This is a genomic window from Acidovorax sp. SRI_002 (assembly GCF_057586455.1).
Genome location: NZ_JBYCZW010000002.1, coordinates 233,140 through 252,027, shown reverse-complemented (window position 1 = coordinate 252,027; position 18,888 = coordinate 233,140). Strand labels below are relative to the sequence as shown.

Sequence of the window (18,888 nt, the reverse complement as noted above, 5' to 3'; positions counted from 1 at the left end):
CATCGTCCGTCGCCCGACACCCACAGTCTAGTGCGTTTGCTAAATATTTCAAGCATGCTAGGAAATGCTTGACAGACTTAGCAAGCTCGCTCACATTAGCGGCACTGCGCGAGATTCCTCGCGTTGTAGAAAGGACGGGCCCCATGGCCAAATACTTTGAAGAAGGTGTGGAAGACGTCCAGCACGCGCTGGCTGCTGGACGCGAAATCCGGGCCCATGGCCCGTACGGCATGTTGATCGGCGACGAGCAACTGAATTTCCGCCCGGCGGTGATCGATGACCCGGTTCCTACCGGTCGCCAGATCCTGAGTGCGGCAGGCATCACCGACCCCGTGGAGCACTTGGTGTTCTTCATCACCCTTGCGGGACTGCTGCAGGAGGTGCCACCCGACCAAACGGTTGATCTGCGCGGCGCTGGCGCTGAGCGCTTCCTGGTGTTCCGCAGTGACCGCTCTTTCCGTCTGCTGCTCAACGACCAGACGATTGAGTGGGGTGCGACGCGCATCTCGGGCCTGACGCTGAAGAAGCTGGCGGGGGTTGACCTTGTCACCTTTGTGGTCTGGCTCGATGTGCGCGGGGGGGAAGACCGCTTGATTGGCGACGCCGAGCTGTTCGACCTGTCCTCGCCGGGCGTGGAGCGCTTCTATACCGCACTGCGCACGATCACGGTCAAGGTAAACAGCCGCCCTCACCAAATCCACGCAGAGATCCTGACCTTCGAGCAGATCGTGCAGCTGGCTTTCCCGAATGCGCCGACGACCGAAACGCGTGTGTATACGGTGAGCTTCAAGCGTGGCCCGGCCAGCAACCCCCAGGGCACGGTGGTCCAAAACGGTTCGGTCTACATCAAAGACGGGATGCTCTTCAATGTCACTCCAACTGATAAATCGTAGCCCCGATCTGAAGCGGCTTCGCGACGAGGGGTATGAGATCGAAGTGCGGGCAGGTCATCTGCTTGTCCATTCGGTCCCATACGTGAACGCTCGTGGCGAAACTGCGATGGGCACCCTGGTGTCGAATCTGACCCTGGCCGGTGATATCACTGCAAGGCCTGATTCCCACGTCGCCCACTTCGTGGGGGAACACCCGTGCAACCTGAACGGTACGGAGATGTCACAGATCAAGCACGCGAGCAACAAGACGGACCTGGGAGGTGGCATCGTCACCGACCACTCGTTCTCGAACAAGCCCGCCGATGGCTACGCCGACTATCACCACAAGATGACTCGCTACATTGAGGTAATCAGCGCCCCGGCGCGATCTCGCGATCCCGATCTGAAGGCGCAGACCTTCCGCCCGGTGGCGGCATCAACTGACGAGTCGGTGTTTCACTACGTCGATACGGCATCGAGCCGCGCTGGCATCCAGGCGCTCTCGATGCGCCTTGCTCGCCGCGTAGCCATCATCGGGCTGGGAGGAACTGGGTCGTACTTGCTTGATCAGTTGGCAAAAACGCCGGCGACTGAGATCCATCTGTTCGATGGCGACGTATTTATGCAGCACAACGCCTTTCGGGCCCCGGGAGCGCCGTCGCTGGCCCAGCTGGAAGCAAAGGCTCCAAAAGTTGAATGGTTTAAGGCCATCTACTCGAACATGCACGCGCGCATCGTGGCTCATTATTGCTACGTGGACGAGACCAACATTGATGCCATTCTGGGCTTCGATATGGTGTTCATCTGCGTAGACAAAGGCAGCGTGCGTCAGCTGATCGCAGAGACTCTTGTTGCAAACAGCTCCTCCTTCATTGACGTTGGCATGGGCGTCGAGGTCGCTGGGGAGGCTCGCGAGCTGCTGGCCGTGTGCCGAGTGACTACAGTCACTTCCGCTCGCACGGACCACATCACCTCACGGATCCCCATGGCAGACCGCGACGAAGAGGATGCCTACAACCAGAACATCCAGATCGCGGACCTGAACGCGATGAACGCAATCTTGGCCGTTGTGAAGTGGAAGAAGATCTGTGGCTTCTATACCGATGAAGAGGGCGAGCACCATTCCACCTACTCCACCAGCATGAATCTTCTGACCAGCGACGAGGTGACGGAATGAAGCCGCCGCAGCGCATGTCGCATGTGTTCGTAGAGGAAATTCCCACCACGGTGGAACGGGGCGTCATCTACATTTCCATCGATTGCGCAACTGCTATCCATAGGTGCGCCTGTGGCTGCGGCCAGGAAGTGGTCACGCCGTTTTCGCCTACAGACTGGCGGTTGATTTTTGATGGAGAGTCAGTGTCGCTAAGACCGTCAATCGGAAACTGGCGCTTCCCTTGCCGCTCCCACTACTTCATCGACGAAGGGCTGATCGAGTGGGCGGGAGCTATGTCTGACGCGGACATCAATCGTGGGCGGATGATCGACCGAAGGAACAAGGCTGCCTATTTCAACAAGGCAACGACGGTGAAAGCGCCACAAGTGGACAGCGCAGAGAAGCAGCTGAAACAACGCGGTGAATCCTCAAACACATCCAAGCGCAGCAGCTTATGGGCTGCCCTGAAATGTTGGTGGAGGGCTTGATCGAGACAGCGCCAACTCAATGCTTGGTGCACTGCAACTGCGGTCGCGAAGTCATTTGGCGCTCTAGAGAACGGAGCGGCTGATGGACGGCCTAAGGATGGCTGAAGTCAGCCCCTCAGCAACTGTCGAGAGGCCCCGCCTCAGTGGCTACGTTAGATCCGCCAGAACCTGCTCGAAAGAAGCGCATGTGCTTTCGCGTTCCGCAGTCATTTTGGCAAGGAGCGCTGCAGTCTCATCGGTGTTCCTGCCGTGAGCCGTGATTTGAGCAATCGCCGACTTCACCTGTTCGAACGCACAGTCGTAGATAGGTGAGAGAGACTTTTCGAGCTTGATATCTTGTGAGTCTTCAACGACTGCGAAGTCACGTATTGCGGTCGTCCGTGTCCACCTGACCGGAAGACCGCTATCGCTGCAAAGTGATCGTCGGTTCATCCTGTTTTTCGCGATGTGCACGACAGCCACTTCAAACCAAAGGACGCAGCACCTTCCTAAAAATGTGCTCCGCCTGCTCCTGCCCCCGCGTTGGGTGATTCAACACATCCAGCCAGACCTGAATCACATCAGCCACCATCACCCCGTCTCTCCGCACGGCCCCACGAAACGTCGATTCCGGAAACCTCGCCACCCGCAGCAACACGTGCGGCGCCTCCCTCGGAAACGGCTGGAGGGCATTCCATGGGTTGATCCCTGGAGACATCAGGTCGAACCGAGGCATACGGCGAACGCAGATGTACCTGGGAACGCCGCTCACATGCCCCACACGGAGCCCATCCGCTGCCGCAAACAGTCCCAGGCAGGCATCGCCTTCGACTTTGTTCAAAAGCTCTCGAACACGATCCTCAATTTGAATGTTGACCAAGAACCGGGCAGGTAGGTCTGCTGTGCCGTACGGCGCGACAGAACTCCAGCGCTCAAACAGCTCCTCTCTCTGCACCAGCGTGAGGAACTCCTCGGACTCCAGCAAGAATCTCTCGCGCCGCAGCTGCTGCAAGAACCTGGAGGCAGTCATCGCAGAAACCTGCGCCGCCCGCGCCAGCTCCACCCCATTGCGGTACTGGCCCCGGGGAGCGTTCAGCATCCCCTCTGGTAACTCCGGCGCCAACAAGACCTTCAACATCCACTGGTTCAGGTCAGAAAACAGGTTGTCCGTGCGAATCAGCGTGCCCTTGACCTGTCGTGGTTTGAAGGGCGCGGAGACGTTGAGACCCTCTAGTCCCTCCTCCAGAAACTCACTCGCCCCCTCCGCTGACACGAAGCCCACGGCCACCTCCGCCGCAAACTCCTGTGCAAAAGCCATCACATTGGCAGTGAGCGCTCTCGGCGCATGGTCCACATGCACCACAGCCAGGGGCATGGATCCACGCAACTGAAGGGCATATGCCCGGGCCTCAAGCACGGCTTGGGACAACAATGGAATCACCCGGTCGGCTCGCCCCTCGGATGTGGCTTTGAGTACTACCCCGTATCGCTTACCCCGCCGCCGAACGACGAGGTCTGGCCCCGCACTTCCCGACTCAGCGGCCAGGACTTTCCAGCCCTTGGATTCGAACAGCCCAGCCACGCGCTGCACTGCTTGTGCAGTTCGCTGGGATGTCTTGGGCGAGAGCATGGCGGCGACGGCAGTAACACGGCCATGTTATCTAACACGCGCACGGTAGGCAAATACGCGGATCGCAATCTTGGTGTCGAGTCTCAGCCCCAGGGTTGCGAGCGCCGGAGCAGGAGACCAGAATACGGCATGGCCCACACCAAGGACGCACATCCCCCAAAAGTTCTCACGGACCTGGTCCAGCAGATCGTGATGGAGTCTGGCAATCCTGAAGGCTTCAACGCCGAGGCTTGGCTGCAGGAGTGGCTAACGGCGCCACTTCCCGCATTCGGAAACCGCCCCCCGTGGGATGTCCTGCAAGAACCCGAAGGGCTGGCGTTGATCCAAGCAACGCTCCTGCAAATCCAGAAAGGCAGCTTCGCCTAGTTCCTTCGTGGCGGTCCACAGCGCATGCCGCGCAGTTGGACCTCAGGCCTTCGCAGCCTGGCGCATCTTCTTCTCGGCCTTGGCTGGTCCCATGTTCACCAGTTCTTCAATCTTTGCCAGCTGTTTGGTCCGGGGCTGGGCCTGCCCCTTCTCCCACCGCGAGTAAGTGAGAGGAGAGACGGCCAACAGGGCCGCCATTTGAAGCTGGGTGGCGCTCAGTGCATTGCGCATCTGCGCCAGCATCTCCGGCGCGAACACAAACTCCTCGCGCGCGGCGAGTTTCGAAACTTTGGGTTGATCAGATGGCGCAGCCACGCCCCCAACCTTGGTCTGGCGTTGAGCGGACTTCAGCTGCGAAGTAAGGCTCTTCACTTCGCGCTTCAGTGCCGCGATCTCGGAGCGATGGCCGGTGATGGCCTTGCGCATGCCCTGAAGTTCAGGTTTGAGCTCCTTGCGAGCCATGCGAACAACTTCAGCGCGAAACGCATTCGAAAATGTATTCATGGTCCTGATGGTACGGGATGCCCCTGCCTGCCACCTAGAGCATCAAATCGACACCCCCACCTCGTAAGATTCCGCACCATGACCACCAAACCCGCCTGGACACAGGAAACCCTCGAACAAACGCCATGGGCGAAGGAGTTTAAGAAGGAAGCGCCTGTCAGCTATGCCACGGCCATCCGCTATGCCCTGGAAGGCAGGCTGGAAGTGATCATCGATCACACTACCGAGACAGGTGAGCCGCAATGGGTCATCCGTTTACTGGACGATCCCTCCTTCTGGATGGACGCTGTGCCTACCAAAGCTGCTGCGGTGCAACTCAGCCGTGAGATGGGTTGGAAGATCGTCTGATAGCTGTTGCGATCCATATGCACGCTATCAATCGATAGGCCATCAGCGTCTCAAAAAACAAAACCGCCAGAGGCCTGAGCCCATGGCGGTTTGTTCCGGCGGAGATGGAACGAGCGGTACTTACTTCCCAGCCTTGTCCGCCTTGCGCTTGGCAGCCTTGGGATCTACCACCGCCTTGAACTTCGCACCCGCCACAAACTTCGGCACCGTGCTCGCAGGGATCTTCAGCGCAGCACCGGTGGATGGATTATTGCCCGTGCGTGCCGCACGCTTGGCGGACTTGAAAGTGCCAAAACCCACCAGCTGCACGGCATCGCCCTTCTTGACGGCGGTCTGGATGGTGTCGATCAAGGTTTCCAGCACCGCATTTGCTGCGGTCTTGGACAGGTCATTCTTGGAAGCCAGGATTTCAACGAGTTCTGCGCGGTTCATGGATGCTCACGTGTAGAGGTTGGAAAGGTCTGATTTATACCGCCACCGCTGACACGGCCCTTGCTGGAACTCAATGCTGCAGTGCACGTCTTGGCAAAAACTCCACTCCCGTGCGTTTCACGAGCTCCTGGTAGCTGATTGGCCGCCCCACGATCTCCCCCTCGCGGTTCTCTTGCCAATGCGCCCACGCCTTTTTGGTCGTGGCGTCATAGACCAGCTTGTACAGATAGGTCGGTACCTTCACCCCATTGGCGCCAATGCGCGGCCCCGCATCCGTGAACACTGGCCCGGTGATCACAAACACATCCCCCTTGGCCCGCTTCACATAGTGCCGCGTGTCCTGCTCAATCTTGTTCCAGGCGCCACCGTTGTGCTGAGCGTTTTGGGGAACCATGTTTGCCAGACTGAAGCTCTGCGCCATGGCGGTCGGTGTCGGCATGTCTCCCGCAGGCGCCATATGCCCTCGGGAGTAGCCAGAGTTCTTGTAGTCCTCCAGCTCCGCCCGTTCGCCACTCGGGAGTCGCGCATCAGCAAAGAACCGCTTCGCCCGCTTCTCATCGGCATCCTCAATGAGCCTGCGGTTCAACCGCTGGGCCACAAACACCGGTGTCTTGGTCGTCCCGGAGTGCAGCACCGCAAAGGCCTCGTAGCAAAGCTCCCGCAGTTGCGGCCGGGGCGTGATGGCCGGTGGTTTGCCGTTCGCAAAGAACTGCGGACACTGCGCAAAGGAGGTGGGCTCGGGTGTGAGCAGCGCCGCACTGTCGAACTGCGGAGAACGTGCCCAGGAAAGATTCGGGAGAGCAACGCCGGCAAGAGTCAGGGCCAGCACAGCTGCCAGGCGCACACGGCCTGGCCAAGAGAGGAAGCGATTCACAGAAGAGGCATTCGAGTCAAACTAAACGGAGCCCGATTGGAGCACCGATCACCTCTCGCTTCTGGCCCGAATGCTCGGATCCCGCAGGGTTTTACGGCTGCTTGCAGAGAGGGAGGCCCACAAACAGAAAGGGCTCCCAAAGGGAGCCCTTTCTGCCTGCCCACCCCTGCGGTTCAGTTAACACTCCCCATGGCAGCAGCACCCGCAAATGCAAAGTGCCACCATCATGGGAAGTCCCGCAACTGCTTCAATCCAACTCAAGCAGTTGGTCTGCCAAATTACATGGCGCTGAATTCGCCGTGGGGGATCTGGCCGGTGCGCAGGGCTTCAGCAGCCTGGGCACGCACGGCAGCGCGGTCAGCGGTGCTCTTGTAGGTCACCACACGCGAGCCAGCAGGCTCGATGCTGCGTGTTTGTGCCACGGTAGCGGCTTCAGCAGCCACTTCAGCGCGGGTGCGGTTCGTGTCGAACTTCAGGGCAAATTGCGAGCCATCGGCTTCGTCAGCGTGGGCGCCAAACGAGGCGAAAGCAGCAACAGCAGCGATGGAGAGGAAACGAGCGGTCTTGTTCATGATGAAAATCCTTGAAGGTTAAAAAGCGTCTCAAAAAAGCCGGGTCAAAAACCATTCCTGAACCGGGTTCGGTGAGTCGCCTTGCGGGTTCGGCTCATCGATGGGATGAACTGTACGCCGATGGTGTTCAGAGAAAAACCACTCAGTCGCAAACTAACTGTTCCAGTATTGAAAACAATCTTTCGGAACCTTTCTACGCCGTGCCTCCGCGCCTTCGCGTCTCATTAACCTGGCCTTCAACTTGACTTCAAGGCCGCCAAAAACTCCCGCGCATTGAGCTGGCTCTTGTCCTCCATGCAGTTGTTGAACACCGCATGCGGGTACCTCACCGACCGCGCAATCGGGCTGTATCGCAGGGCGAGCGTCTGCAACTCCGCAGAGGTGTACGCATAGTCAAACCGCTCCGCTGCTGACTTGGCAGGCATCCCGTACGCCACTGTATTGCGCCCATGGAGCCTGAGCAGTGCATGGTCGGGATGGGTGGTCTCCCAGATCGCCCGAACACTGTGCGGCGAACCTTGCGGCCCATCCACGATGGTGTGGACCAGTCCCAGGCTCCTGAGCAGGCCCAAGGTATCTGCCGTCACCGCATCGTTCTCCCACCAACTCGGATGCCGGAACTCAATGTTCAGGGTGTGACCGGGAAGATGCTCCACGCAGTGCTCGATGTGGGCCACAGCAGCTGGGTGGCGCACCACCTTCGGTGAGAACTGGAAGTGCACCAAACCCAGCTTGCCGTTGACCTGCAAGGGCACCAGGCAGGCCACAAAGCGCTTCCACAGCTCTTCCCGAAACTCCGCCCCCATGTCCTTGTAGACCAGGCGCTGCCCAGGCCCCAGAGCCTCCTTGATGTCTTTGGGCAAAACGTCCGTGCTGGTCCATTGCCCGGTGAACAGGCTGAATGCTTTCACGTTAAACACAAACCCAGGAGGTGTGCGTTCTGCCCAGTGCTGGGCCGTGGTGACTGCAGGGATGGCGTAGTAGCTGGTGTCCACCTCCACCAGGTTGAACTGCGAGGCGTAAAAGCGCAGCCGTGCTTCGGGTGTCTTGGCCGTGGGCGGATAGAACTTGCCGCAGTCGAGCAAGGTCTTGTCCGACCAGGAGGCGGTCCCGACCAAGGGGTTGAAGCCATGACTGTGGGGGGAGAAAGAGTGCTCCATGGGGAGGCCTCCTTGGGTTCATCCTGCATGCGCATTCGTGGCAAAAGCTGTATATTTATCCAGTATTCAACCACAGGAGAAGCAGCGCCATGCAAGTCATCGAATCCACCTATGTCGTCACCCTGCGGGACTACCCCGAAGAGATCCCTGCCAAGGAGCGCATTGCCGCAGAAACCCGGTACGCCAAAGCGCTGGAAAAGCAGCTCGGTGGCCCTGAGCAGGTCGCCGCTGCCCTGGACACCATGCACAGCCTGGAAGAGTCGCCACCCGAGGTGGTGTCTCCTGGTGACCTCACCTTGCTCAAGGCCTGGGGCAAGGCCAGTGCGGCGGCCAAGCAGGCTGGGTTCCGGGATCTGGGGGAAGGGGATGGGGCGTACTTTGAAGTGCGGCTGGTGTGAGGGGGGGATCCACTGAGAACACACCATGCCGATCGACTCGCCCTGGAGTTACCCGACCTTGATGTGCACGCCACCTGGCAGAGCCGGTGGTGCGTTCCCGACGGAGACTGTGCTGCCGCTGGAGGCTGAGGCGTATGCGGTCACGCAGGAGGGTGAGGTCTGGCGGGTGATGGTGAAGCACACGGGGGAGGAGCTGTATGCAGGGCCAGGACCCGTGGTGTTGGTGGAGTCGCCTGCGCCGTTTTGAAGCAATTTGATTGCACCGCACCGGCTACTGGTTGTATGGTGCATCAGCCAGCAAGGAGTCGATATGTCGATGGACCGTGCCAACTATCCCGGTGTGCCGGAAGACTTTCCGGTGACGGCAGTACCTTCTGCTGTTGCGGGTGCCCAGCCCAAGATGAACCTGGTTGAGGAAGGTGGGAAGTTCTATGCCCCGGGCACGTCGCCAGGCGAGGTCATGGCGGCCTTCCAGATGTGTGACGATCTGGTCTCTCAGATGGTCGCGTACTGCCAGCGAAAACTCGCCACCTACGAAGGCAACCAGGAGGCGACAGTGAAGGCTGCGCTGAAGGGGCTGCTGGCCAAGCGATGGTGTACCGATGCTCAATGCGTGTGGATCATGCGCAGGGTGGTGGATGAGCTGCAGTGGGCCGTGGGTGATGACGCTTTGGCAACTTGATGCCTAACCGCTGTAACCAGCTCCCCACGGCATTTAGATGTAGTGGGAATCACACCAGCCACCGAGTCAGTTCCATTTACTGATTAGATCCCTATGCCAAACCCAACCTCCGATAGCCGCATCAATGCTCCAGAGCCTGCTTTGCAGCAAGATCTGCGAGGCCAGCCAGACACTGCAGATCAAAAGGCCTACGAACCCGACGATGGGCCTATCACTCCTGCCCAGATCGCGGCACTTCAGGCTGTGGCCGATATGGATATGCCAAAGGGGACCGTTCTGCGCAGAACCTGTCTTTTCTCGTAAGAATGACGTATCGAGAAGGCACTCGTTCGCGCCTTTGTTGACTGCCCTCTTAGGCCGGAGCAAGGGCTCACAGACGGGTGCTGCCGCCCGGATGCAGGTTTCCCCACTCCGTCCGTGAGTTGGTCATCCGCCGCGATGACGAGAGTGTGGTGTTGCCCCCTTTCCCGCCCGACTGGTTCGGCTTCTTTGCGTCCGGGTTGAAAACCTCAGCCGACTTCATGATGGAGTGGGAATGCATGCCGATTCAGGAACGCATGGTTCGATCTCCGGCCTGTTATATGCGGCCCAGGGTAGGCGGATTCATGACTTCCGTTTCGTTCACGCGACTGTCAGAACCGCTACCGGCATGGGGATCGGCGCAGTCTGGTTTGCTGTGGAAGCTGCCACCATGAGCCACAAGCGTGGCGTCAGAATGTACATTGAGGCATCGGCAATTTGTACATCGTAAGCATACGAATTGATGCTCATTTCGAATTTAAACCCCATCATTTTTGATGCGGCTCAGCTCGAAAATCCTGCCAAAGAATGAGGCCTACGGCGTCTGTAGATTGATGACCAATTTTTCATCAGCGCCGTTGTGAGATCCACGTGGCGACGTCAGCGGCTATGGATTGCTCAACTCAGCCCAAAACTGTCGCAATTCGAACCGTACCTACTTGAGGCGCGCGTAACGGTGCCCCTTGAAGGCCTGCCGTAGCCACATGCACCCTATACTTTTGCGGTGCGCACACTCTTTCTGGACTTCGACGGCGTGCTTCATCCTGAGTTCTGCCATGAATCCAGGCACTTCAGTTGCTTGCCATTCTTTGAGCAGGTTCTGCGCGCGACAGCCGATATCGATGTGGTTGTCAGCAGCACATGGCGGCAGCAATATTCCCTGGACGAGTTGCGCTCCCGTTTCTCTATGGATGTCGCCCACCGGGTCATTGGCGTCACGCCTGAGTACAAGCATTTGGTGGACGTGCCCGACTCCTTGCTGGGATACGAGCGTGAAGCCGAGTGCCGCGCTTGGCTGCTAACCCGAGATCGAGCGGTCTTTCCATGGTTGGCTGTCGATGACCGCCCATGGCTCTATCGACCGTTCAGCCGGTCATTGTTTCTCGTGGATGGCAAGACTGGGATGACTGACACTTCTGCTGCGGCGCTGACAAAGCGAATTCACGAGTTGTAGTCAGTCGCGCTGGTTCTGCTGGACGTATGTGGTCCATTGTTTTATGCGAACCAATGCTCGCGGGAATGTGCCAAGCGTGGTGTGTCGATGAATTGCAGGTGATTGAGCGCCTGCGGAAAGAGGACCATTGGCTGCCAACAAACCAAGCACCATGATGTTTTGCCCTATAGGCTAACATTCGATGCAATTAAGTTAGTCTTTAGGCTACCAATGTCTGGCGAACTCAATCACCTTCGTCTCGAGCATCTCCAGACTGCGATATCCAGCTTCTCTGATCTGAGGAAGCGACCACCGCCCCCACAGGGGTGGCTCAAGCTGATCCGCGAAGCCATAGGCCGGACGGGGCGTCAACAGGCCCAGCGACTGGGCATCTCCGGCCCCACACTTCACAAATCCGAGCAGGCAGAGGCCGAGGATCGCATCACCCTGAAGCAGCTCCGAAAACTTGCCGATGGTCTTGACTGTGATCTGGTCTATGCGCTTGTTCCGCGACAGCCCCTCGCCGAAGTCGTTCGGGAGCGTGCTCAGGCCATTGCTACTGACGAGGTTGGTCGAGTGGCCCACAGCATGGGCCTGGAAGGTCAGCGCCCTGGTGCAGAAATGCTTCGTCGCCAGATCGAGCGAAGAACTACAGAGTTGCTGCACGGGCGGTGGTCAGACCTTTGGCGTGAGTCCTGAACTGAATCCGCTCCGCCATGTCGTCGTCCCCGCAGGCCAAATAGCATCCAGCAGGATCTTTACAGCAATGTTCTCTGGTCAGAATTCCCCCTATCTCCCCGCATCCACTCCGCGCAGTGCGGACGTCGTTCTGTACCTGGACCTTGACGGTGTTGTTCACCACGAAAAAGTGCTCTGGCACCCACGCAAGGGTATCTACATGAGCCCGTATGAGGCTGCAGGACACTCCTTGTTCGAATGGGTTCCTATTCTGGAGTCGGTGCTTGAACCCCACCCAACCGTCGCCCTGGTACTGAGTAGCACCTGGTGCATCCGTCCGGGATACAGCGCAACCCTCAAACGCCTTCCGACCTCCTTGCGTGTCCGGTTCATCGGTGGGACGTATCACGGGCGCGTGCATGGTGTGGATCCCTGGAACCTGTCCATGTTTCGCTCTACACCTCGGGGGGTGCAAATTCAAGAAGACGTTCAGCGGCGAAAACCCCGGCAGTGGATAGCTCTCGACGACGACATCGAGGGTTGGCCTGAATCATGTCTACATAACCTCGTCGCATGCGATGGAACGACGGGCTTGTCCAACCCCGACGTCCAACAGGAACTGAGGGAGAAGTTGGGCTGCTGCTTTGCAGCTTTGGACGCCAAGGCCTCGTAATTCCTAGAAGCAGCAGATGTCGGGGAGCTAGGCCACGAGAGGCTCATTGCAGTCCGTCGGCTCACCGTAGCCAGAGGCAGAATTGCAGCGGTTGCTGCCTTCCGACGCCAGAACACGAATGTCCGGTTTGGTTCACACACCGTACGTGCAAGCCCTTCGGATTGACGCTCTGGCGAATGTAGCCCTCCTCGCGCGGCAGGTGCACGAGCATGGTGAAGCGGCTTGACCGTTCCACCAGCGTGCCAATGGCCGACCTGTCCACGCCGATGATCAGGTCCCCCTCCCAATGACCGGGTACAGCACGATCTTCTATCTCAGCGGGGCGGCTGGAGATCATCACCTCTTCACTGACATGTGCCCATGCCTTGGCTTGGGACCTGGCTCGTGGGGTGCGCAAAGCACGCCCTGTACGCAGGTAGCTCACAAGCTCACGCTTGAGGGCGCCTCTGCCCAGGATATAGAGCGCTTGGTAGATGGCTTCGTGGGAGATGCGCATGGACGGATCATCCGGGAGGTCGACCTACAGGCGGTTGGCAATCTGCTCTGGCGACCAGCCATTGACCCATTTGCGGTCACCACGATGAGACTTGTTACGACCGATGAAAGGAGCCTGGCGAGGTCCGGCCACCTCCCGACCTTGGGCATCGTGAATCTTGCCCTCCAGGCTGTCCTGGACATATTCGCGCAGACACTGGTTCATCACGAGCTTGGCAGGCTTGGGCCTTCTGGCGGCCAGATCGGACTTCCACTGCGCGACTGAAGCACGGTACTCGAGCTTGCCACCGCGGGTCGCAGCGTTGCGCGTCAACTCCCGCGAAACAGTTGAAGGGCTTCGACCAATACGACGAGCTATCTCGCGCGCACTGACATCTTGAGCTCGCAGAAGCCCAATCTCTTCTCGCTCCGCGAACGACAGATACCTTCCACATACAGGTTTCGACATGAACAATGGCATGCCTCCACGATGCCGGAACCAGCGCGAGCCCACCGCCTGCGATACGCCAACCGCCTCAGCTGCCCTCTCACTGGTGATTCCGGTTGCAATCTGTACCCAGAACTGGCGCTCGACCTCTCGCCGAAGCGAAGGCGCCCCTGGAGATCGCATCGCCTCTCTCCCCGTCAATTGCTTCATCCATCCTGCGGGTCGCCCCATAAACACCTCCTGGTTGAAGGTGTTGCGACGACCGGTTGAATCCGCCTTGGCTGCCTTGGTCGGAATGGTGAATGACGCCTTTGGGTTTGCGCTGCTCCAGCGCCATGTTCAAGGCCGCGAGCACCAAGTCGGCGGTCATGCGCTCACCCATGGCCCAGCCCACCCCGCGCCGGCTCCAGACTTCAATCACCACCGCCAGATAGAGGAACCCCATCCAGGTCGGTACGTAGGTCATGTCGGCCACCCACAGCTGGTTCGGACCTGTGGCGTGGAAACGCCGGTTGACTAGGTCACGCGCTGGGGCCTGATGCTTGTCCCGGCGGGTGGTGACGGTGAAGCCTCTGCGCTTGCTGATACCGTGGATACCGGCTTCTCGCATGAGACGGGCCACGCGCTGGCGGCTGATGCACACGCCTTGTTCAATGAGCTCGGCCCGCACCCGGGGCATTCCGTAGGACTCGTAGGAGTCCTGATGAATCTGGCGGATGCGCTCGGCCATCACCGCGTTGGCTATGCTGCGCTGGGACGGGGCACGCTCTCGCCAGGCTAGAACCCGCTGGCGGAAACACCGAGGACGCGGCACATGGTGCGAACAGGAAGGTCGGCCTGGTTTGCCATCACGAGTCCGAAGACTTCGTTGAAGTCGCATCGCTGCGACCGGCAAACCAGGCCGTAGCCTTTGCCAAGATGTCGCGCTCCATCTGGACCTGGCGCAACTGCCGGCGCAGGCGAACGAGCTCTTCTCGCTCGGCGGTGGTCAGGCCTTCCTTGCCTGGTAATGGCTTGCCGTCGTCGATGGCGGCCTGGCCGACCCAGTTGGTGATGGACTGGGCCGTGACACCGAACTCACGCGAGAGCTGCGCGGGAGAGCGGCCCGCTCGAACCAGCTCGACCATCTGCTGGCGGAATTCCGCCGGGTATGGCGGTCGTACTTTGGACATTTGAGAGTCCTTGAACACAAAGAATGATGTGTCCACGGAACCGGGTCAACTCCAACTCCAGCCAGACTCGCGCGGCCGAGTTGTGCGCCAAATGGGGCGCAGGGCCATTTGCGTCGGCTTGCCTTTCGTACCTTGAGAAAATCGAACCAGGTTCTGCCAAACTGGCTTTTTTTCAGCGCGTCAAGTAACGCGGCTGTTGTGGCGTTTGATGGAAGCTCTCTCATGGAACTTCAACTTCATTCAACCGCTTTGATGGGCTTGGTGGCTGGTACCCTGGCTTGGGGCTATGCGCGCGCGGTTCACGCTGATCGGAGACACCTTGTACGTTGGGCCTTCACCGCCGCCGTCAGTTGCTTTCTCTTGGGCGTGCTGTTTTCGGTGGTCGTGGAGCGCCCCTTGGTCCAAGAGCTTCTTGCTCGCAAGAGCTTGCTGGGGCTGGCGCTGTTTCTCATGGCCGGAGCCAGCATCGCAGGGCTGTTGAATGTTCTTTGTCGATGGTTCGGCGCTGACGATGCCTGACGTGATGAGTGGGCACAACCAAGACGCTGCATAGTTCAACATAGCACGCTCCATCCAGTCAACATGGAGTTCAGACTATATTGGGCCTTATCAATATCGTCAGAAGTCTAGCTCGTGCCCGCCCGCGCCGAGGACCGAAACTGGCTCGGATTGGCACCCGTAGCCTTTAGGACCAAGCGCCTTAGGGCCGTGGCATCCTCGTAGCCGACCTCTGCAGCGATCTGCTCCATGGTCATCCTGCTGCTCTCGATCAGCATTCGCGCCCGATTCAACCGCACGCCCTGCACCAGCGCCAAAGGGCTTTGACCGGTGGCTGTCCGCACATGGCGAGCCAGTGTGCGTGGTGACATGCCGAACTCGTTCGCCAGTGCCTCCATGCTCGGAGGGGAAGGTAGAGCTGACTCTATATACTGCATGAGGCGGCCGACCAATGCGTCGCCGTCGGCCAGCATCGATGGCACGACGTAGGGCGACTGTGCTTGGCGGCCATCCACGAGAAGCACCTTGCCCACCGCGTTGGCCAGTGCTGGGCCAAATCGCTTCTTCAAGATGCACAGCATCAGGTCCGTCTGCCCGAAAGCAGCGCCGGCTGTGATGACTCGTCCATCAGCGTTGGTGACGACCATGCGATCTGAGTCGACGACGCACCCGGGTTCGATCCGTCGTAGCTCTGCAGCCAGCCACCATGAGGTAGTGGCTCGACGTCCCGACAGCAGTCCCGCGGCTTGCAGCAAAAAGACGGCGGAGCACGACGCTGCGACGCTGCCGCCCGAGGCCACATGGCGCTTCAATGCGGTGATGGCGCGCATTGAGGCGTCATCGCCAAGGCGGCGAGACACCTCCGACGCACTTGTAACGCCCAGGCCCGGAACGACCCACATCGATGCATCGGCTCTGGGATGGGTTCGCATTCGTTGCGCTTCGATTTGCATACCACCGCTGAGCGGCGTTGGTCCTCCATCCGGAGACACCACCCGCCAAGTAGGTCGGGGCAGCTTCAAACGTGGCGCTAGAGCCTGTGTGGCCAGCAGCATGTCTATGCTGGCCGCGACGCTTGCGGCGTATGCACCTGGGAGGACAAGAATCGTGAAATCAGGCATGGCAAAAAAAGCATAAAACATGTCTAAATAGACACTCGAAGTCTAGTCGGAAAAAGGTTGCAATAGAGTCCTTAGCAACATGCAGGTACTGCCATGCCCAACATCCTTGTTCACATCCCACAGGGTTCGTTCCCTGGAGACGCTCGCGCTGCTCTCGTTCGCCGCATCAACGACGCTGCGGTGAAGGCCGAGCAGATTCCAGCCGACCCCCGCAAACGCGCGCTGTGCTGGGTGCTTATTGAAGAGGTTGGCGCAGGGGCCTGGACTTGCGGCGGCGTTGATATGACTGTGCAGATGCTGCCCTGTGTGGCGAGGGTCTATCTGCCCGCTGGCGTACTCGACGACGGATCGCGCGCCGAGTACGTGCAGGCGATGCATGAGGCGTTCACGCAATCCCTGCCGACCGACGATAAGCGCCAACTCGCCACGTCGATCGTGTTGCACGAGGTGCCAGACGGAAACTGGGGCGCCAATGGCGCGATCTGGCGGTTGCCGCAATTTGCCAAAGCGGCCGGCTTTGCCCATTTGCAGCACTTGGTGGCTGCATGACTTCGGTGCAGGGCTGGTGCGTCGTCGGAGCCGGGCCGTCCGGACTGGCTACCTCGCGTGCGTTGGGGCGCCTGGGCGTGGAGCACGTCGTGTACGAAAAGCACAGTGACGTTGGAGGTATCTGGGACAGCGAGAACGAAGGTACGCCACTGTACGACTCGGCGCATTTCATCTCGTCAAAGTGGACCTCGGGATTTGAGGGCTTCCCAATGCGCGACTCGCTCGCCGACTATCCGCACCACAGCCAGATCCTGCGCTACCTGCGCGAGTTTGCCGATGCCTATGGACTGCGGCGTCACATCCGTTTTGGCAGGAGGGTCGAGCACGCTGAGCCGAAAGACGGCGGTTGGGAGGTCCGATTCTCCGACGGTAGTCGCTCGTTACATCGCGGCGTGATCTGTGCGAACGGGGTCACTTGGCTACCATCGATGCCGAGCTGGCCGGGACACTTCGATGGCGATTTGCGTCATTCGGCCACCTATCGCAATCCTCGCGAGTTCGAAGGCAGACGTGTTCTGATTGTCGGGCTCGGCAACTCCGGCGCTGACATCGCCTGTGATGCAGCACGCCATGCCGAGTCTGCGACACTCAGTGTTAGGCGCGGTTATCACTTCCTTCCGAAGCATGTCTATGGGTGGCCGATCGATGTGCACTTCCGTCGACCGGACCTGCTTGCGCCCGATGTGAAGGCGATGGACCTGCGTGCGGGCGTGTTTGCCGTCACGGGCGACGTGACCAGGCTAGGGTTGCCAAAGCCCGACCACGACTTCGGTCAGGCGCACCCATTGCTCAACACGCAGTTGTTGCATCACCTTGCACATGGCGATGTTGAAGTGCGGCCCGATATCCAGCGACTCGACGGCAGCACGGTCCATTTCATTGACGGGACGATGTGTGACGTTGACCTGATCCTCTCCGCTACGGGATACCGTGTCACCGCACCGTACCTCGACGAGTCGGTCTTCGAGATGCGCGGGCAGCGAGTGGTGCACTATCTGAATGTTTTCAATAGGCACCACCACAACTTGATAACGGTGGGATTTGCCGAGGTCGCCGCCGGCATCTACCCACTGATCGACCGTATGGCACATATGGTCGCGCACCATCTTCACGATCGCGAGCACCGACCCAGTGTGGCGCGCGCATTCGAGGCGCTGAAAACCTCCGACGATTTCGACGTCCGTGGCGGTAAACGCTTTTTGTCCAGCGATCGACACGCCAACTACGTCGACTTGGTGAGTTATGCGACCCATGTCGACGAGTTGTGCCGCAAGTTCGGCTGGCCGCTGATTACTGAGCTGGATCCGGGCCAGAGCCTGACATCCGCGAACGCTGCGTCGCGCTATGAATAAGGCCAAATAGCGTCTGAACTTGTTTCAGATTTTTCGTTCAGAGATACATGAAAGAGAAAGCGTAAGAACGCAAACACTTGAACATGACCGCACTCTTTCGCTTCCTCCCGATCACCGTGCTGGGCCAGCTGGCCGCGTGCTACGAGACATTTCCGCCTGTCTCGTCGGCCGTCGTGACCCATTGGCAGGCCGGAAAACCACAAGATGCAGCTCAGCAACTCTCGCCGGAGCAGATCGATTCGGTGTCCGCATGGCTGCAGGATCATCGCTGGGGTTGGCTTCCCGTCACAGCAACCTATAGTCCTGGAACTCTGATTGTGGCGATGCATGCCGACGGAACGTCTTCCCGCATGAACCTCATGCAGAAGGTGCTGATCGTGGGACAGCATCAGCGCAACCTCTCCGAGGAAGAAAGTCGGGCGTTGCATTCGATGATCGGTACGAAAAATGCTCGATAGAGCCTGCAAGACAAGCTCAGACCAACCCGATGGCGCGCTGAAGCTTCCATTGCCGTTGTTCGCGGTGTTTGCGGTCTTGCCGATGTTGACCGCTTGTGGCGGGTCTGCGGTGTCCGACCACATCGGGCAGCAGGCACGCAGCACGGGGGTGGTGGACATGAGCAAAGCGGCGGACTTCGCCTGGACACAGGTGCGCGTCTACACGCCCTACACCACGGAGAAAGCCGTGTGCACGGACCTGGGAGAACTGGCGCCGGACTGCAGGGACAGGGTCACAACGGTCGTGCCCGAAAGCGAATATCTCCTGGTATTCATCGACGAAGGCAAGAAGAGCGCGCAGTATGTGCCGCATGCCCGTCGCAATGGTCACTTCCTGGCCAGCACGGGGGTGCTGAGCCTGCCGCGAGACGCGGCCGTGCTGGAGGTCCGCCCCGCTTCACCAGCCCAAGGTAACGCCATCTACCTGCAACCCCGCGCCCAAGTTCGACCCTGACGGCACACAGGAGCAGGAAGTGGCATGGCTCGTCCGCTTCAACGGCGACGTCTTCGCT

Annotated in this window: 23 protein-coding genes and 2 pseudogenes; 16 read left to right on the top strand and 9 right to left on the bottom strand. The window is 59.4% G+C overall.

Annotation, left to right across the window (positions count from 1 at the left end; translation table 11 throughout):
* Nucleotides 1–143 precede the first annotated feature (143 nt).
* The 3 genes from AC2YJX_RS06050 to AC2YJX_RS06040 are packed head-to-tail and all read left to right on the top strand — an operon-like array spanning nt 144 to nt 2,516.
* The gene (locus AC2YJX_RS06050; RefSeq protein ID WP_487255541.1) at nt 144–893 is read left to right on the top strand and encodes a multiubiquitin domain-containing protein; all 750 of its coding nucleotides are present in this window, start codon (nt 144–146) and stop codon (nt 891–893) included.
* Nucleotides 868–2,049: a ThiF family adenylyltransferase gene (locus tag AC2YJX_RS06045; RefSeq protein WP_487255540.1), complete on the top strand. Its 1,182-nt coding sequence runs from the start codon at nt 868–870 to the stop codon at nt 2,047–2,049. The genes AC2YJX_RS06050 and AC2YJX_RS06045 overlap by 26 nt, the downstream gene beginning before the upstream one ends.
* Entirely contained in the window at nt 2,046–2,516 is a 471-nt protein-coding gene (locus tag AC2YJX_RS06040; RefSeq protein ID WP_487255539.1) for a ubiquitination-like system serine protease family protein, read from the top strand. The genes AC2YJX_RS06045 and AC2YJX_RS06040 overlap by 4 nt, the downstream gene beginning before the upstream one ends.
* 463 nt (nt 2,517–2,979) lie before the next feature.
* Here AC2YJX_RS06040 and AC2YJX_RS06035 read toward each other — a convergent pair whose 3' ends face one another.
* Entirely contained in the window at nt 2,980–3,870 is an 891-nt protein-coding gene (locus AC2YJX_RS06035) for a hypothetical protein (RefSeq protein ID WP_487255538.1), read from the bottom strand.
* 384 nt (nt 3,871–4,254) lie between these two features.
* Here AC2YJX_RS06035 and AC2YJX_RS06030 point away from each other — a divergent pair, with 384 nt between their 5' ends.
* Nucleotides 4,255–4,491 (top strand): MbcA/ParS/Xre antitoxin family protein, encoded by a 237-nt coding sequence (locus AC2YJX_RS06030; RefSeq protein ID WP_487255537.1) that lies wholly within the window; start codon nt 4,255–4,257, stop codon nt 4,489–4,491.
* 42 nt (nt 4,492–4,533) lie between these two features.
* Here AC2YJX_RS06030 and AC2YJX_RS06025 read toward each other — a convergent pair whose 3' ends face one another.
* Nucleotides 4,534–4,995: a helix-turn-helix transcriptional regulator gene (locus tag AC2YJX_RS06025; protein WP_487255536.1), complete on the bottom strand. Its 462-nt coding sequence runs from the start codon at nt 4,993–4,995 to the stop codon at nt 4,534–4,536.
* Nucleotides 4,996–5,073: 78 nt separating this feature from the next.
* Between AC2YJX_RS06025 and AC2YJX_RS06020 the strand changes: the two genes are divergently transcribed.
* Nucleotides 5,074–5,343, top strand: a complete 270-nt coding sequence (locus AC2YJX_RS06020; protein WP_487255535.1) for a hypothetical protein — start codon at nt 5,074–5,076, stop codon at nt 5,341–5,343.
* Nucleotides 5,344–5,463: 120 nt separating this feature from the next.
* On the opposite strand, the gene AC2YJX_RS06015 is transcribed toward AC2YJX_RS06020, so the two are convergent.
* The 4 genes from AC2YJX_RS06015 to AC2YJX_RS06000 form a co-directional block, all read right to left on the bottom strand.
* Nucleotides 5,464–5,775: an HU family DNA-binding protein gene (locus tag AC2YJX_RS06015; protein ID WP_487255534.1), complete on the bottom strand. Its 312-nt coding sequence runs from the start codon at nt 5,773–5,775 to the stop codon at nt 5,464–5,466.
* Nucleotides 5,776–5,845: 70 nt separating this feature from the next.
* On the bottom strand, nt 5,846–6,649 hold the full coding sequence (locus tag AC2YJX_RS06010) for a DNA/RNA non-specific endonuclease (RefSeq protein WP_487255533.1): 804 nt from the start codon (nt 6,647–6,649) through the stop codon (nt 5,846–5,848).
* Between the two features lie 278 nt (nt 6,650–6,927).
* A complete protein-coding gene (locus AC2YJX_RS06005) occupies nt 6,928–7,221 on the bottom strand; it encodes a DUF4148 domain-containing protein (RefSeq protein ID WP_487255532.1) in 294 nt (97 codons plus the stop codon).
* Between the two features lie 236 nt (nt 7,222–7,457).
* Nucleotides 7,458–8,381: a DUF72 domain-containing protein gene (locus tag AC2YJX_RS06000; RefSeq protein ID WP_487255531.1), complete on the bottom strand. Its 924-nt coding sequence runs from the start codon at nt 8,379–8,381 to the stop codon at nt 7,458–7,460.
* A gap of 89 nt (nt 8,382–8,470) precedes the next feature.
* Here AC2YJX_RS06000 and AC2YJX_RS05995 point away from each other — a divergent pair, with 89 nt between their 5' ends.
* The 6 genes from AC2YJX_RS05995 (at nt 8,471) to AC2YJX_RS05970 (ending at nt 12,265) form a co-directional block, all read left to right on the top strand.
* On the top strand, nt 8,471–8,779 hold the full coding sequence (locus AC2YJX_RS05995) for a hypothetical protein (protein WP_099729482.1): 309 nt from the start codon (nt 8,471–8,473) through the stop codon (nt 8,777–8,779).
* Nucleotides 8,780–8,804: 25 nt separating this feature from the next.
* Entirely contained in the window at nt 8,805–9,026 is a 222-nt protein-coding gene (locus AC2YJX_RS05990) for a hypothetical protein (protein WP_487255530.1), read from the top strand.
* Nucleotides 9,027–9,089: 63 nt separating this feature from the next.
* Nucleotides 9,090–9,461 (top strand): hypothetical protein, encoded by a 372-nt coding sequence (locus AC2YJX_RS05985; protein ID WP_487255529.1) that lies wholly within the window; start codon nt 9,090–9,092, stop codon nt 9,459–9,461.
* A gap of 1,024 nt (nt 9,462–10,485) precedes the next feature.
* Nucleotides 10,486–10,935: an HAD domain-containing protein gene (locus AC2YJX_RS05980; RefSeq protein WP_487255528.1), complete on the top strand. Its 450-nt coding sequence runs from the start codon at nt 10,486–10,488 to the stop codon at nt 10,933–10,935.
* A 210-nt stretch (nt 10,936–11,145) separates the two neighbouring features.
* Complete coding sequence (locus AC2YJX_RS05975) at nt 11,146–11,613, top strand: mobile mystery protein A (RefSeq protein WP_487255527.1); 468 nt, start codon at nt 11,146–11,148, stop codon at nt 11,611–11,613.
* A gap of 67 nt (nt 11,614–11,680) precedes the next feature.
* Nucleotides 11,681–12,265, top strand: coding sequence for an HAD domain-containing protein (locus AC2YJX_RS05970; RefSeq protein WP_487255754.1), 585 nt, complete (start codon nt 11,681–11,683; stop codon nt 12,263–12,265).
* Nucleotides 12,266–12,443: 178 nt separating this feature from the next.
* Here AC2YJX_RS05970 and AC2YJX_RS05965 read toward each other — a convergent pair.
* Nucleotides 12,444–13,397: pseudogene (locus tag AC2YJX_RS05965) on the bottom strand (IS30 family transposase); the annotation flags it as partial.
* Nucleotides 13,398–13,460: 63 nt separating this feature from the next.
* Nucleotides 13,461–14,359 (bottom strand): annotated as a pseudogene (locus AC2YJX_RS05960) (IS3 family transposase); the annotation flags it as partial.
* A 222-nt stretch (nt 14,360–14,581) separates the two neighbouring features.
* Here AC2YJX_RS05960 and AC2YJX_RS05955 point away from each other — a divergent pair.
* Nucleotides 14,582–14,878: a hypothetical protein gene (locus tag AC2YJX_RS05955; protein WP_487255526.1), complete on the top strand. Its 297-nt coding sequence runs from the start codon at nt 14,582–14,584 to the stop codon at nt 14,876–14,878.
* A 107-nt stretch (nt 14,879–14,985) separates the two neighbouring features.
* On the opposite strand, the gene AC2YJX_RS05950 is transcribed toward AC2YJX_RS05955, so the two are convergent.
* Nucleotides 14,986–15,810 carry a GlxA family transcriptional regulator gene (locus AC2YJX_RS05950; RefSeq protein ID WP_487255525.1) on the bottom strand — a complete coding sequence of 275 codons (825 nt, stop codon included), beginning with the start codon at nt 15,808–15,810 and terminating at the stop codon, nt 14,986–14,988.
* Nucleotides 15,811–16,071: 261 nt separating this feature from the next.
* On the opposite strand from AC2YJX_RS05950, the gene AC2YJX_RS05945 reads away from it, so the two are divergent.
* The 4 genes from AC2YJX_RS05945 (at nt 16,072) to AC2YJX_RS05930 (ending at nt 18,830) form a co-directional block, all read left to right on the top strand.
* Nucleotides 16,072–16,527 (top strand): tautomerase family protein, encoded by a 456-nt coding sequence (locus AC2YJX_RS05945; RefSeq protein WP_487255524.1) that lies wholly within the window; start codon nt 16,072–16,074, stop codon nt 16,525–16,527.
* On the top strand, nt 16,524–17,879 hold the full coding sequence (locus AC2YJX_RS05940) for a flavin-containing monooxygenase (protein ID WP_487255523.1): 1,356 nt from the start codon (nt 16,524–16,526) through the stop codon (nt 17,877–17,879). Before AC2YJX_RS05945 ends, AC2YJX_RS05940 begins: the two co-directional genes overlap by 4 nt.
* A gap of 83 nt (nt 17,880–17,962) precedes the next feature.
* The gene (locus tag AC2YJX_RS05935; RefSeq protein ID WP_487255522.1) at nt 17,963–18,337 is read left to right on the top strand and encodes a hypothetical protein; all 375 of its coding nucleotides are present in this window, start codon (nt 17,963–17,965) and stop codon (nt 18,335–18,337) included.
* Between the two features lie 82 nt (nt 18,338–18,419).
* A complete protein-coding gene (locus tag AC2YJX_RS05930) occupies nt 18,420–18,830 on the top strand; it encodes a hypothetical protein (protein ID WP_487255521.1) in 411 nt (136 codons plus the stop codon).
* Nucleotides 18,831–18,888 lie beyond the last annotated feature (58 nt).